The 13,271-nt window shown below is 70.3% G+C and carries 14 protein-coding genes; 10 read left to right on the top strand and 4 right to left on the bottom strand.

The window, feature by feature from the left end; all coding sequences use genetic code 11:
- Positions 1-36: 36 nt before the first annotated feature.
- Positions 37-498 carry a MarR family winged helix-turn-helix transcriptional regulator gene (locus F1721_RS26560; RefSeq protein WP_246155317.1) on the top strand — a complete coding sequence of 154 codons (462 nt, stop codon included), beginning with the start codon at positions 37-39 and terminating at the stop codon, positions 496-498.
- A 39-nt stretch (positions 499-537) separates the two neighbouring features.
- On the opposite strand, the gene F1721_RS26555 is transcribed toward F1721_RS26560, so the two are convergent.
- The gene (locus F1721_RS26555; RefSeq protein ID WP_150069515.1) at positions 538-1,944 is read right to left on the bottom strand and encodes an arylsulfotransferase family protein; all 1,407 of its coding nucleotides are present in this window, start codon (positions 1,942-1,944) and stop codon (positions 538-540) included.
- A gap of 396 nt (positions 1,945-2,340) precedes the next feature.
- Between F1721_RS26555 and F1721_RS26550 the strand changes: the two genes are divergently transcribed.
- Both F1721_RS26550 and F1721_RS26545 read left to right on the top strand, forming a co-directional pair.
- Positions 2,341-3,537 (top strand): MFS transporter, encoded by a 1,197-nt coding sequence (locus tag F1721_RS26550; protein ID WP_150069514.1) that lies wholly within the window; start codon positions 2,341-2,343, stop codon positions 3,535-3,537.
- Positions 3,538-3,691: 154 nt separating this feature from the next.
- On the top strand, positions 3,692-4,522 hold the full coding sequence (locus F1721_RS26545) for an aldo/keto reductase (protein WP_150069513.1): 831 nt from the start codon (positions 3,692-3,694) through the stop codon (positions 4,520-4,522).
- 93 nt (positions 4,523-4,615) lie between these two features.
- On the opposite strand, the gene F1721_RS26540 is transcribed toward F1721_RS26545, so the two are convergent.
- Positions 4,616-5,767, bottom strand: a complete 1,152-nt coding sequence (locus F1721_RS26540; RefSeq protein ID WP_246155316.1) for an FAD-dependent monooxygenase — start codon at positions 5,765-5,767, stop codon at positions 4,616-4,618.
- A gap of 289 nt (positions 5,768-6,056) precedes the next feature.
- Here F1721_RS26540 and F1721_RS26535 point away from each other — a divergent pair, with 289 nt between their 5' ends.
- Positions 6,057-7,178: a 5-methyltetrahydropteroyltriglutamate--homocysteine S-methyltransferase gene (locus F1721_RS26535; RefSeq protein ID WP_150069511.1), complete on the top strand. Its 1,122-nt coding sequence runs from the start codon at positions 6,057-6,059 to the stop codon at positions 7,176-7,178.
- Positions 7,179-7,313: 135 nt separating this feature from the next.
- On the opposite strand, the gene F1721_RS26530 is transcribed toward F1721_RS26535, so the two are convergent.
- Positions 7,314-7,511 (bottom strand): hypothetical protein, encoded by a 198-nt coding sequence (locus tag F1721_RS26530; RefSeq protein WP_150069510.1) that lies wholly within the window; start codon positions 7,509-7,511, stop codon positions 7,314-7,316.
- Positions 7,512-7,663: 152 nt separating this feature from the next.
- Between F1721_RS26530 and F1721_RS26525 the strand changes: the two genes are divergently transcribed.
- The 5 genes from F1721_RS26525 (at position 7,664) to F1721_RS26505 (ending at position 11,189) form a co-directional block, all read left to right on the top strand.
- A complete protein-coding gene (locus F1721_RS26525; protein ID WP_150069509.1) occupies positions 7,664-8,284 on the top strand; it encodes a YigZ family protein in 621 nt (206 codons plus the stop codon).
- Between the two features lie 134 nt (positions 8,285-8,418).
- Positions 8,419-8,886, top strand: a complete 468-nt coding sequence (locus F1721_RS26520; RefSeq protein WP_150069508.1) for a hypothetical protein — start codon at positions 8,419-8,421, stop codon at positions 8,884-8,886.
- Complete coding sequence (locus F1721_RS26515) at positions 8,887-9,378, top strand: hypothetical protein (RefSeq protein ID WP_150069507.1); 492 nt, start codon at positions 8,887-8,889, stop codon at positions 9,376-9,378.
- Positions 9,378-10,724, top strand: a complete 1,347-nt coding sequence (locus F1721_RS26510; RefSeq protein WP_150069506.1) for a putative T7SS-secreted protein — start codon at positions 9,378-9,380, stop codon at positions 10,722-10,724. The genes F1721_RS26515 and F1721_RS26510 overlap by 1 nt, the downstream gene beginning before the upstream one ends.
- Positions 10,725-10,751: 27 nt before the next feature.
- Positions 10,752-11,189 (top strand): hypothetical protein, encoded by a 438-nt coding sequence (locus tag F1721_RS26505; protein ID WP_150069505.1) that lies wholly within the window; start codon positions 10,752-10,754, stop codon positions 11,187-11,189.
- A 125-nt stretch (positions 11,190-11,314) separates the two neighbouring features.
- Here F1721_RS26505 and F1721_RS26500 read toward each other — a convergent pair whose 3' ends face one another.
- Positions 11,315-11,926: a TetR/AcrR family transcriptional regulator gene (locus F1721_RS26500; RefSeq protein WP_150069504.1), complete on the bottom strand. Its 612-nt coding sequence runs from the start codon at positions 11,924-11,926 to the stop codon at positions 11,315-11,317.
- A gap of 168 nt (positions 11,927-12,094) precedes the next feature.
- Here F1721_RS26500 and F1721_RS26495 point away from each other — a divergent pair, with 168 nt between their 5' ends.
- Positions 12,095-13,177 (top strand): DUF418 domain-containing protein, encoded by a 1,083-nt coding sequence (locus F1721_RS26495; RefSeq protein WP_246155323.1) that lies wholly within the window; start codon positions 12,095-12,097, stop codon positions 13,175-13,177.
- Positions 13,178-13,271 lie beyond the last annotated feature (94 nt).

The following is a 13,271-nucleotide window of genomic DNA, read 5'->3' as shown; positions in this document are numbered from 1 at the left end:
GCCGACCGCCGGACGGCCCGGTGGTTAGATGCTCGCGTGTCCGCAGAGTCCTCGGGGATCGCGTTCCTGCTCAGCCAGCTGGGCGCGCACGCCGCGATGCAGTTCGGTGCGCGCGTCGAGGAGCTGGCGCTGACACCTCCGCTGGTCGGGGTGCTGCGGATGATCTCGGCCCGGCCGGGTCTGAGCCAGCAGCAGCTGGCCCGGGAGCTCGGCCTGCTGCCCAGCAAGGTGGTGACCTTCGTCGACGACCTGGAGCGCCGCGGTCTGGTCACCCGCACGCGCGGCACCCGCGACCGCCGCGTCCAGCACCTGACGCTGACGCCCGAGGGCACCGAGCTGCTGGAGGAGGTACGCGCGGTGATCGCGCAGCACGAAGCCGCCTTCTGCCAGGCCCTCGACCCGGGCGAGCGCGCGCAGCTCAAGGCCTTCCTGGAGCGCTTGGCGAGCAGCCACCAGCTGACGCCCGGCGTCCACCCCGGCTACCGCGCCCTGCGCTGACTCGTGAGCGGCGGTGGCCGCTCTTGCGACCACCGCCGCTCACGACTCCGGCTTGACCGGCTCCGAGCGGGCCAGGACCTGGCCGTTCGCGTCGAGGGCTTCGACCGCGGCGTAGGCCTCGGGGGCGGGGAGGGCGGTGGGGGTTTCGAAGCCCGTCTTCGGGGCGTCGACGACCGGGCGGAGCTGGTCCGGGGTCGGGCCCGCGAGGATCCGCCAGGCGCGGACCTCGGTGGATCCGTTCCAGCTCGCGTACACCGTCGGCGTCCCGTCGTCGCGCAGCGCCGCCACCGGGGGTTCGGTCGGCGTGCCGGTCCAGGGCAGGCGGAAGGCCCGGTAGGACGGCATGTTGTCGCCGAACGAGCCGTGCAGCGCCACCGCGCCGGTCTCGTCGAACTCGGTGAACTCCGGCTGCGATCCCCAGCCGACGAAGCTGTTGCCGCCCGGCAGCACCTGGTGGTTGCCCTGGCTGACGCTGGTGGCGCTGCCGGAGTGGGCGAAGTCGCGCACCACGCGGGCGGTGCGCGCCTGCTGGTCGACGGCGAGCACGAGCGCCCGCGAGACCGGCCCGGGCTCGCTGGCCGCGTTGTCGAACAGGCTCATCGTGCCGTCCGGCTGCCAGCGCGCGTCGTGCTGCCGGGCGAACACCGCGTCCGGGTCCACGGCGAAGTCGCTGCGCTTGCCGCCCAGCCGCCACTGGACCTGGCCGGTGGCGCGGTCCAGCTGGTAGATCGCGTCGGTGTGGCGCGCGGAGATCAGCAGGTTGCCCGCCGCGTCCTCGGTGACCGAGTTGAGGTGGATGTAGTCGTACGGCGCGGCGGGGTCCTCCGGGACCGGGACCGTCGACTCGTCGACCGCCACGTGGTCCAGGCTGCGCCAGTCGAACAGGACCTCGCCGGTGGCGATGTCGACCTCCTGGACGACGCCCTCCACCACGGGCCGGTCCAGCTGCACCGTGCGGTAGGCGATCAGCAGCGCGGTGTCGCGCGGCGTGATGACCATCTCGTGCAGGTCGGCGCGCAGGCCGTTGCCCGCCCGGACCGTGGCGATCTGCTGGTAGGAGCGGTCCAGCACCACGTACTCGCCCTCGCCGTAGCCCGGGTGCGGCGCGCCCTGCCACCAGGTCAGCACCGGTTGGCCCCGGTAGGTCTGGGCCTTGAAGTCCATGGTGAACAGCCCGGCGCCGTCGCCGACCGGCTGGAACCAGACCGGCTGACCGGCGTCGTCGACGATCATCGGCCCGCTCTGGGTGGCCGTGCCGTGCGGCGCGAGGAAGATGCTGCCGGGTTCGGTGCCGTTCGCCGGGGTGTCGATCCGCACCACCGGCGGGCTCAGGTCCGGTCTGGTGACGAAGCGGTGCGGTTCCGGGGGCGCGGACGCGCCGGGAACGGCCGTCGCCACCAGCAGTGCCAACGCCGCGAGCACGACCGCGACGACCTTCGAGCGCATCGGCCCCTCCGTCCACCGGGGATGGGTCGCGTCGAGGGCTATCACCGATCAACTCGCGGCCGACAGGCAGTTGCGAAAAGTTTCCACGTTTCACCGTTTGCCGGACTGCACAGCGGGAACGCCCGACGGCTGTGCGCCCCGCACTGTCAAAATCCACAGTGGACGAACGAGTTCCGCTGCGCGCTCGGCTGAACGAGCGAAGCCGGACGTGGCGCGGTTCATATCCGGTTCGGGAACAGCGGTGCGCCGGGATACTGTTGAAGACGTCCGGGAGCGCCTGCGTGAGCCGTCTCCTGAATCGTTTCCCCGGCCTGGAGCAGAGCGAGCCGCTCCGGCGTGCGCGCGGCCGGGGTTCGACCCGCACACCGTCCGGCACGTTCGTCTAAGGGGACTTCCTTGCCCATTGCCCTGTTGGCCCTGGCCATCGCCGCATTCGGGATTGGGACGACCGAGTTCGTGATGATGGGCCTGCTGCCCGAGGTCGCCACCGACCTGCACGTGTCCATCCCGGACGCCGGCGGCTACATCTCGCTGTACGCGCTCGGCGTGGTGATCGGCGCACCGCTGCTGACCATCCTCGGCATGCGCACCCGGCGCAAGGCGATGCTGCTGAGCATGCTGGTGCTGTTCACCGTCGGGAACCTGTTCTCCGCGTTCGCCCCGACGCACGAGCTGCTGCTGGCGGCCCGGTTCGTGGCCGGTCTGCCGCACGGCACGTTCTTCGGCATCGGCGCCGTCGTCGCGGCCGGGCTGGTCGCCGCCGACAAGCGCGCGCAGGCCATCTCGATGATGTTCATCGGCCTGACCGTGGCCAACATCGTCGGCGTGCCGGTCGGCACGCTGCTCGGCCAGCAGCTCGGCTGGCGCTGGGCGTTCGGCCTGGTCGCGGTGATCGGCGTGGTCGCGCTGGCCGCGGTCGCCGCGCTGGTGCCCGACCAGCCCAAGCCCACCGACGTCAGCCTGCGCGGCGAGCTGCGCGCGTTCCGCCGCCCGCAGGTGTGGCTGGCCTTCGCGGTGGTCGTCTTCGGCTTCGCCGCGACCTTCTCCTTCTACAGCTACATCAAGCCCGTGCTCACCGACGTGACCGGCTTCTCCCCGACCGCGGTCACGCCGCTGCTGGCGCTGTTCGGCGTCGGGATGACCGTCGGCACCGCGCTCGGCGGGCGGCTGGCGGACCGCAACCCGATGCGGACGCTGTACGTCTTCCTCACCGCGCTCGCCGCCTCCCTCGGCCTGTTCGTGCTCACCTCGCACAGCGCCGTGCTGGCGCCGATCACGGTGTTCCTGATCGGCGCGACCGGCTTCGCGGCCATCCCGAGCATCCAGGCGCGGATCCTGGACCAGGCGAAGGAGGCCCCGGCGCTGGGCTCGGCGAGCATCCAGTCCACGTTCAACATCGCCAACTCGCTGGGCGCCTACCTCGGCGGCCTGGTCATCGCGGCCGGGCTGGGCCTGACCGCGCCGAGCTGGGTCGGCGCCCTGCTGGCCCTCGTCGGCCTCGGCTTCGCCCTGCTGTCCGGCTGGCTGGACCGCAAGCCGCAGGCCGCCCCGGCGCCCGCCGCGCAGCCGAACGAGTCCGTCGAGGTCCGCTGACTCCCTGAGCGGCAGCCCGGCGGGTGAAATACCGTGGCCTGCGGCAAGGGCCACACCGCGTGGCGGGAATCCGGGACCGGCTGAATCGGTTCCACCTGGTGCCGGTCCCGCGCGACCGGCGACGAACGCGATATCGGCGGAGGAAAGCACCCACATGACACAGGTTCCGAACATCACGCTGAACACCGGCGCAGCGATGCCGCAGCTGGGCTACGGCGTCTTCCAGGTCCCGGCCGACGAGGTCGTCGCGCCGGTCAGGGCGGCGCTGGAGGCGGGCTACCGGAGCATCGACACCGCCGCGGTGTACGGCAACGAGGAGGGCGTGGGTCGGGCGATCGCCGAGTCGGGCATCGCGCGCGAGGACCTGTTCGTCACCACCAAGCTCTGGAACGACAAGCAGGGCTACGACAGCGCGCTGAAGGGCTTCGACGAGAGCCTGGAGCGGCTCGGCCTGGACTACGTCGACCTGTACCTGATCCACTGGCCGGTCGCGGCCAAGGACCAGTACGTGGACACCTGGAAGGCCTTCCAGAAGCTGCACGCCGACGGCCGCGCCAAGGCGATCGGCGTCTCGAACTTCCAGATCCCGCACCTGAAGCGGCTGTTCGAGGAGACCGACATCGTGCCGGCGGTCAACCAGATCGAGCTGCACCCGAACCTGCCGCAGGCCGAGCTGCGCGCGTTCCACGCCGAGCACGGCATCGCCACCGAGGCGTGGAGCCCGCTGGGCCAGGGCAAGGGCCTGCTCGACGACGCGACGCTGGCCTCGCTGGGCGAGAAGTACGGCAAGAGCCCGGCGCAGATCGTGCTGCGCTGGCACCTCCAGCTGGGCAACGTGGTGATCCCGAAGTCGGTCACCCCGTCGCGGATCGAGGAGAACATCGAGGTCTTCGACTTCGAGCTGGCCGACGACGACGTCGCGGCGATCACCGCCCTGGAGACCGGCGTCCGCGTCGGCCCGGACCCGGACACCTTCGGCGCCTGAGCCGACCTGCCGACGACGGCCCGCCCCGCCACTCCGGCGCGGCGGGCCGTCGTGGTTCCGCGGGCCCCCACCAGCGAAAATGCCGGGGGGAGCTCAGGCCGCCTGGACCACTGGGTGCGGGGCGACGCCGCGGAGGACGTTGCTGCCGGAGCGCAGGGATGCCACCTGGCTGCGGGTGGCCAGCCAGCTCGGGAACTTCGCCAGGCGCTGCAGCGGGGTGCTGCGCTGGGCCGAGGTCAGGGCCGCCGTGCGGGAGACCTTGAGGGCGCGCGGGCGGCGCTCCTGCTCGTAGGCGCGCAGGCGGGTGGCCAGATCGCCGTCCACATCGGACAGGTACTGGGTGAGCAGCCAGGCGTCCTCCAGCGTCTGGTTGGCCGCCTGCGCCACCGCGGGCGGCATCGCGTGCACCGCGTCGCCGAGCAGCGTGCTGCGCGGACCGCCCCAGACGTGCGGGACCTTGTGCCGGATGTGCGGGAAGAAGCCCAGGTCGTCGTCGGTGACCGAGGCCAGCAGCTCCTCGACCGGCGCGGGCCAGCCGCGGAAGATCGCGCGCAGGTCGGCGACCGAGAGCACCGGGTCGCCCTCCTTCCACGGCATGTCGAACCACCAGTGCAGCAGTCCGCCGCCGGTCGGGATCAGGCCGCAGTGCGCGTTGCGGCCCGCGATGTTCAGCGTCTGGTGACCGTGCGCGACGGGCAGGTCGCTGCGGGTCAGGCCCTGCCAGCTGGCCCAACCGGTCGGCTTCGCCGGGGCGCCGCCCAGCAGCTCCCGCCGCACCACGGAGCGCTGCCCGTCGGCGCCGATCAGCAGGTCGCCGGTGGCCCGGCTGCCGTCGTCGAACTCCACGACCACGCGGTCCGGCTGCTCGACGACGCCGACGCAGCGGCGGCCGAAGTGCAGCACGCCCGGCGGCAGCGCGGCGGCCATCTCGGCGATCAGCACGCGGCGCGGGATCTGCACGGTCGGCGAGCCGAGGCGCTCGGTGACCTCGCCGAGGTCGGCCTCCCACAGCAACCGACCGGTGTCGGTGAGCGAGCGCAGGCTGTGCAGGCGACGGCCGGACGGTTCGATGTCGATGCCCAGATCGCGCAGCGCGGCGGTGCCGTTGCTCCACACCGTGATGCCCGCGCCGGTGGTGCGCAGCGAGTCGGCGTGCTCGAAGACCTGCACTTCGTGGCCCTTGCCGAGCAGCCCGTTGGCGATGGCGAGTCCCCCGACTCCGGCTCCGATCACGAGAACTCGCATCGTCTCCATCCGTCAGCCCCGACGTCAGTTGTCCTGGTCGATTTTATCCAGCAGACCGGATGTACCGATTTGTCCTTGCTCACAGCCGCCACCGACCGCAGCGGCGAGACCTGGGCGGACGACCAGCTGATCCCTCGTTGGACTGCAACTGCGACGCCTTCGCGACGACAGCATGAGCTGCCGCAAGCGCGCAGCGCTTAACCCACCTTCGCAGCCCGCACCGCTACGCAAAACGAGCATGGAACCACTCCTCTAGGCATGCTCGCATTCGCAAACTATCTTGCGAGGCATGAGCCCTCGTGTGTCCCCACCGTTCCGCGCCGACCACGTCGGCAGCCTGCTCCGACCGCAAGCCCTGCTCGACGCCCGCGACGAGCACGCCGCCGGCCGCATCGACGACGCCGAGCTGCGGCGCGTCGAGGACGAGGCGATCTCGCAGGTGGTGGCCATGCAGGAGGAGGTCGGCCTGCACAGCGCCACCGACGGGGAGTTCCGGCGCAGCTCCTGGCACATGGACTTCCTGTACCAGCTCGACGGCGTCGAGAAGGTCGAGGACGCCAGCCTCACGGTCAAGTTCCGCAACGAGCAGGGCGACGTCGAGTTCGCCACGCCGGACCTGCAGGTCACCGGCCGGATCGGGCTGAGCCGGACGATCTTCGCGGACGCCTTCACCGCGCTGGCCGACCGGGTCACCACCGCGACGCCGAAGCTGACCATCCCGTCGCCCGGCATGCTCTACTACCGCGGCGGCCGCGCCGCCATCGACGAGGCCACCTACCCGGACCTGGCCGAGTTCCGCGCCGACCTGGCCGCGGCCTACCGCGCCGAGGTGCGCGCCCTGGCCGACCTCGGCTGCCACTACCTGCAGCTCGACGACACCAGCCTGGCCTACCTCAACGACCCGGCGCAGCGCGCCCAGCTGGCCGCGCGCGGCGACGACGCCGAGCGGGCCCACCTGCAGACCATCGAGCTGATCAACGAGTCGCTGCGCGGGCGGCCGGACACCCTGGCGGTGACCACGCACATGTGCCGGGGCAACTTCCGCTCGTCGTGGGTCGCCGAGGGCGGCTACGACTTCGTGGCCGAGGCGCTGTTCAACGAGCTCGAGGTGGACGGGTTCTTCCTGGAGTTCGACGACGAGCGCTCCGGGGGCTTCGAGCCGCTGCGGTTCGTGCCGAAGGGCAAGGCCGTGGTGCTCGGCCTGGTCACCACCAAGCGCGGCGCGCTGGAGTCCAAGGACGCGCTCAAGCGCCGCATCGAGGAGGCCAGCCGGTACGTCGACCTGGACCAGCTGTGCCTCTCGCCGCAGTGCGGCTTCGCCTCGACCAAGGACGGCAACTCGCTGACCTACGACGAGGAGGTGGCCAAGCTCCGCCTGGTGGTGGAGACCGCCGCCGAGGTCTGGGGCTGAGCCGTCGACCGTGCGATTTCAATGGAAATCGGACATCCGATTTCCATTGAAATCGCGGAAGTACCCCCGCGCCCGGGCGTGTCCGGCGCGGTGGAGGAGCACAGTGCCAGTGGAAGCTGTGCCGTTGGGGTCGGCCTAGGCCGCTTCGAGGAAGCGGCCCGCGACCAGGCCGGGTTCTTCCGCGTCGTCGAAGCGCACCCACAGGACGGGACCGTCGAAGACTTCGGGAAGACCGGTGGCGGTCTCCACCACCGTGCCGACCTTGTCGCGGAACCGGCCGAACGTGGCGCGGACCCGCACGCCTGGTTCAAACGGGCTCGAGGACTGCTCCATGAGGGGGGACGTTACGTGCCCGCGGGCCACAACGGAAATCGCCGTCCCCCGTTCGTCGTCGCACCGCGCTGACCTGCACCGTTGCTGCAATGGGAGGATGGCGGGAGCGACCCCTCGGGGCCGTGAGCAACGCCACCTGCCGGAGGGGACAGATGCGCACCATCAAGCAGTCCGGTGAGCACGAGCTGGAGGTGAAGAAGTCCCGCTTCCTGTGCGCGCTGGCCCGGGTCACCGACGAGGCGGAAGCCCGGGAGTTCATCCAGCAGCGCCGCAAGCTGCACCACGACGCGCGCCACCACTGCTCGGCGTTCGTGCTCGGCGACCTCGGCGAGGTGCAGAAGTCCAGCGACGACGGCGAGCCCGCGGGCACCGCCGGGGTGCCGATGCTGGAGGTGCTCCGGCACAACGAGATCACCAACACCGTGGCCGTGGTGACCAGGTACTTCGGCGGGGTGCTGCTCGGCGCCGGAGGGCTGGTGCGCGCCTACGGCGGTGCGGTGTCGGCCGCGCTGGAGCACGTCGGCCTGGTCGAGCGGCGCCCGGTGCGGACCGTGACGACCGCGGTGGACTACCTGGTGGCGGGCAAGCTGGACAACGACCTGCGGTCGGCCGGTTACCAGGTGGTCGACACCGAGTACCAGGACGTGGTCCGCTTCCACGTCAACGTCCCGGTGTCCGAAGTGGACGCCTTCCGCACCTGGCTGGCGGAGATCACCGGCGGCACCGCCGAAGCCACCCTCGGCCCCCTCACCCACGCCGAGGTCACGACATGATCCCTTACCGCCGAACGGCCCAATGATCCCTGTGGTCTAAACCACGGATTTTCCGCCGCGAACCGCCCAGGGGTTCGACTAGCGTCACCACCCGCTGTGATCGAACAACTCCGGGGGGAAGTGTGTCCACGGCGATGTCCATGCTGGATCACCCGCCGATCGTCCGGGAAGCGCTGCGGTTCCGCCGAACCCTGGAACGACCGGAAGATCTGGTGGCGACGTTCCGCAGTGCGGGCGTGTACCTGGAATGCGTGTCCGAGCCACCGACCGTGCCCGTGGTGCACGTGGACGACGTCCCGTGGCTGCCGGTGTTCTCCGACCTGAGCTTCCTCGCCCGGTACCGGCTGCAGCGCGGCGAGACCGGCGAGGTCGAGTACCTGCTGCTGACCGGTGCCCGGCTGCTGGACGGCTACCTGCCCGGGATGCCGCCGGGCACCGGCGTGCTGCTGGATCCGGCGCAAGAGCACTGCGTGGCGCTGCCCGCGCTGCGCGGCATCACCCCCTCATCGATCGCAGTGGATCGCGACCAGCCGGAACGGCCGGTGGCCGCGATGTCGCCGTACGAAAGACCTGTGCTGCGTGCTTGGGGAGGGACGCTGTAAGTGGGGGATCACAACGGATTCCAAGTCGATCTGGAAGCGCTGGGCAAGGCGTCGCAGGGCGTCAACGACGCGATCGCCGCGCTGGAGGCCGAGCTTCCGTGGCCGGTGAAGAAGCTGGGCAACGACGGCCACGGCGTGGCCATGATGACGTTGAGCGAGGTCGATGCCGGGTCGGCCCTGCTGGCCTCAGCGCTGCGCAAGTTCTGCGGCAAGTGGAACTACGGCGTGAAGTTCCTGGTGGAGGAAGGCGCTGCTGCTGCGGCGGCGCTGTCGGACACGCGCACCGAGTACCAGAAGGCCGAGCAGGCAGCGCTCGACGCGTTCAAGAAGATCGTGGTCGCCGTGGGCGACGACCCGATGGCCGATCTCAACGCCGCTCCGCAGCAGTCCATCGAGCAGCTCGCGGTGAACTTGACGCCCGAGGGCCTCCCGCAGCAGGCGGTGTCCCACGTCCTCAACGACTCCGGCGCCAACACCAGGGTCGGTGGCTGATGGCGCCGAACCCGAAGGACGAGGTGCCCGGCGAGCTGCCCGCCATCGACGAAACCCTGACCACGATGACCAAGCTCGGCACCGCGTTCGAGAACGCCGGGCAGGGTTTCCAGAAGATCAGCACCGACGGCTGGCGGGGCGCCACCGCGGACGCCTTCCAGGACTACTACCAGCAAGAACCGCCGAAGTGGTTCCGCGCGGCGGACGCCTTCACCAACTCCGCGAACGCGCTGCGGCAGTACCGGGACACGCTGGCCTGGGCACAACGCCAGGCGGAGCAGGCGTGCGCGGACCTCGAAGCGGCGGAAAAGCAGAGCGAACGGGCCCTCGCGCAGTACGAGAATTCCGACGCCACCGGCCCGTTCGAAGATCCCGGTGCGGCGGCCCGCCAACAGGCCCAGGCCGCCCTCGACGACGCCAAGAACCAGGTCGAAGAGGCGGCGAAGAAGGCAGCGGGCGTCCTGCTGAAGGCGGCCGACGAAGCACCACCGCAACCCGGTCCGCTGACCCTGCTCGGCAGCGCGCTGGGGGACATCGGCCAGAACGTCGCCGAATCTGTCGGCGACTTCTGGCGCGGCAGCTTCGAAGGCGGCCTGGAGATGATCCAGCAGCTCCGCGCGATCACCCCGTTCGACCCGTACAACTTGACGCACCCGTCGCAGTACGCGGAGAACATGGGCAACCTGGTCGCCAGCACCTTCGCAGCGGGCAAGGCCTTCGTAACCGACCCCATCGGCACCGGCAAAGCAATGCTCGGCGCGGGGATCGACAGCTTCACCAAGGACCCGTTCGGTTTCGCCGGGAAGCTGGCACCGGAAGTGGCCGCAGGCCTGGCGACCGGCGGCGGGAGCACCGTGGGCTCGCTGGGCCGCCAAGCGGCCGGCAAGGTGATGGACTTCTTCGGCGACATGCGCAAGGCCGGAGCTGGGCAGTTGGACGACCTGCCGCACCCCAACGCTGGGCCGTGGGCCTGGCCGGACTACGAACCACCAGTCCGCAACCCCGACGTCGGCCCGCGGTACGAGCCCTACGACGGCCACGAGTTCGGTCCGAAGGGCAGCGACTGGGCCCCGGAACCAGAACCCCAGGCCGACCCGACGCCGGACCGAGCCGACGCGCCTGAACCGGACTCCCCAGAACCCGACCGCAGTCCGGTGGACGATCCGGGTCCTCGGGAACTGGACGCGTGGGCGAAGGCCCAGCTCGAAAAGATCGAATGGGAGAAGGCGAACCTCTCCGCACGGCTTGACGAAGGCCCACCGCTCGCCGAGCGGGAGAAGATCAACGCTGACATGAACAAGCTCCTCGCCAAGGAAAGAGCGATTCTCAAGCGCTTCGGCCACTGACGACGAAGCCAGATTGGACAGCCCCGCATGCACACCCCGACGCAGTTCCCGCAAGGCGTTCCGGTCACCCGCCAGGTCGTCCTCTTCGGCGACCGCCCAGACCACCCGGAACGCAGTGCCTTCACCGCCAACGCGAAGTGGTGGGTGGTCGGCGAAGAAGTCTTCTTCGAGATCGCCACCCCCAGCGGCACGTTCCGCGCGAGCAGCACCAACCTGTTCAACGCGATGATGAACGTCCGCCTGAACCACTTGGAGCCGAACAAGCTCATGCTCATGACGGCGGGATGCCGCTACGACGTGTGGTCCACGCTGACGCCGGAGGGCTACTTCCCCGGCCCCCGCGGAACGGTGCACGGCACGGGCGAGTCGGTCGACCTGCTCGCAACCGTCGACCAACCGAACGTGGACCGCGTCCGCCTGGTCCGAGATCAGCTCAAGTTCCACACCCAGCACGCGGACAACTGACCAGGAAGGCCCCGGTCGGCGGCGGGAAGATGACGGATCCCGCTGGACCGGGCCGATCTGCACCACGAGTTCGACGGACATCGGGCGTCCGATGTCCGTCGGACTCGCGGGAATCAGCGGACTGGTCAGGACGGTTCTGCGGTGCCGAAGAGGCGGTCCAGGTAGTAGTCGATCGCGGCGATCGCCCCGTCGCCCGTGCGGTGGCCGAGGAGGAGGCCCACCGAGAGGCCGTCGGGGACGGTGAGGAGCAGTTCCGCTTCGCGGGCCGGGTCCCGGTCGGGCGGGAGCTCGCCGGTCTCCTGGGCCGCGCGCAGCTCGTCGGCCAGCCAGCGCTCCAGCTCCGGCCACCACTCCCGGTACATGGCGGCCAGCTCGGGTGAGCCGAGGGCGCGCATGAAGAACGCCAGGTGGGTCAGGAACTCCATGCGGCTGTCCTCGGTGAGCGCCAGCATCTCCAGCATCACGGTGCGCACGATCTCCCGCGCGGACGGTCGGCGGCCACGCGCCATCAGCGCCGTTCTGATGCGCTCACCAGCGCGTTTGGTCACGTGGTCCATCGCGTGCAGGAGCATCTGCTCCTTGCTCTTGAAGTAGTGCTGCACCGCGCCCATCGAGATGCCCGCCTCGGCGGCGACGTCGCGCAGGCTCACCGCCTCCAGGCCGCCGCAGCTGGCCAGGCGCAGCAGCGCCTCGGCGATCTGGGTGCGTCGAGCCTCGTGATCGACCTGTTTCGGCACGTCACCAACCTTTCCAATGCAACTGCATTGCAAAACCGGCGATCAGCCGTTTACCATGCACTTGCATCGTAACCCTCCGTCATCGACGGAAGCTTCCGACCAACTGGGGAACCCGTGACAGCTCTGCACCAGGCACCCGCCACGACGCGAATAGCCGCACTCGACGTCATCCGCGGCGTGGCAATCCTAGGCACCCTCGGCACCAACATCTGGATCTTCACCAACCCGCAGGGCCCGGCCGCCGCCCTGAACGTCACGCTCGACAGCGGCGTCGCGCACGTCGAGGCGGCACTGCGCTGGCTGGCCAACGGCAAGTTCCTCGCCCTGCTCACCCTGCTGTTCGGCATCGGGCTGGAGCTGCAGTACCGCTCCGCGCGGCGGCGCGGCGGCAGGTGGCCCGGCTGGTACCTGTGGCGGGCCGGGCTGCTGTTCACCGAGGGCCTGCTGCACTACGTGCTGATCTTCGAGTACGACGTGCTGATGAGCTACGCGGTGACCTCCGTCCTGGTCGCCCACCTGATCGGCCGCAGCGATCGCGCGCAGCGCGGCTGGATGATCGCGATGGGCACCGTGCACGTGGCGTTCATCGGCCTGACCACCGTCGGGATGCTGCACGGCAACGTGTCGATGGACATGCCGCCGACCGACCGCTACTCGCACGGCAGCTACCTGGAGCAGGTCTCGGCGCGGCTGACCGAGTGGGGCGCCTTCCGCGCCGAAGCGATCTTCGTCATCCCGCTGTCGACGCTGCTGTTCCTGGCCGGTGCTCGGCTGTACCGCGCCGGGGTGTTCGACGTCGACCGCCAGCAGCTGCGGAACCGGTTGATGCTGTTCGGCTTCGGCATCGGCGTACCGCTGAACCTGGTGACCACCTTCGCCGGACCGAGCTGGTTCATGGTGGACCGCTACATCCTCCCGCCGCTGATCGCGCTCGGACTGCTCGGCCTGATCCCGACCGTGCTGACGACGATGCGCGGCGAACCCGGTGTGCTGCGCCGAGGCCTGACGTCGGTCGGCCGAACTGCCTTGTCCTGCTACGTCTTCCAGAACCTGGTGGCCGCGATCCTGTGCTACGGCTGGGGTTTGGGACTGGCCACCCGGTTCGACTGGGCCCGGCCGTGGTGGGTGCTGCTGGCCTGGGCGGCGATCTGCGCGTCGTTCATGACGCTGTCGGCGTGGTGGCTGCGGCGCTTCGAGCGCGGACCGCTGGAGGCGGCCTGGAACTGGGCTTATCGGCTTCCGCAGCGGTGACTGGGGGTCAGCGGGACCGGCACGCGTCGGCGTGCCGGTCCTGCTGCGTGTTGGGTGGTGATAGCCGGGTGGGGTTGGTGAGGAGGGGTGCCGT

The organism is Saccharopolyspora hirsuta (genome assembly GCF_008630535.1).
Lineage (GTDB): Bacteria > Actinomycetota > Actinomycetes > Mycobacteriales > Pseudonocardiaceae > Saccharopolyspora > Saccharopolyspora hirsuta.
Note: the sequence above shows the minus strand (reverse complement) of the source record. Positions and strands in the feature narration are given on the sequence as shown.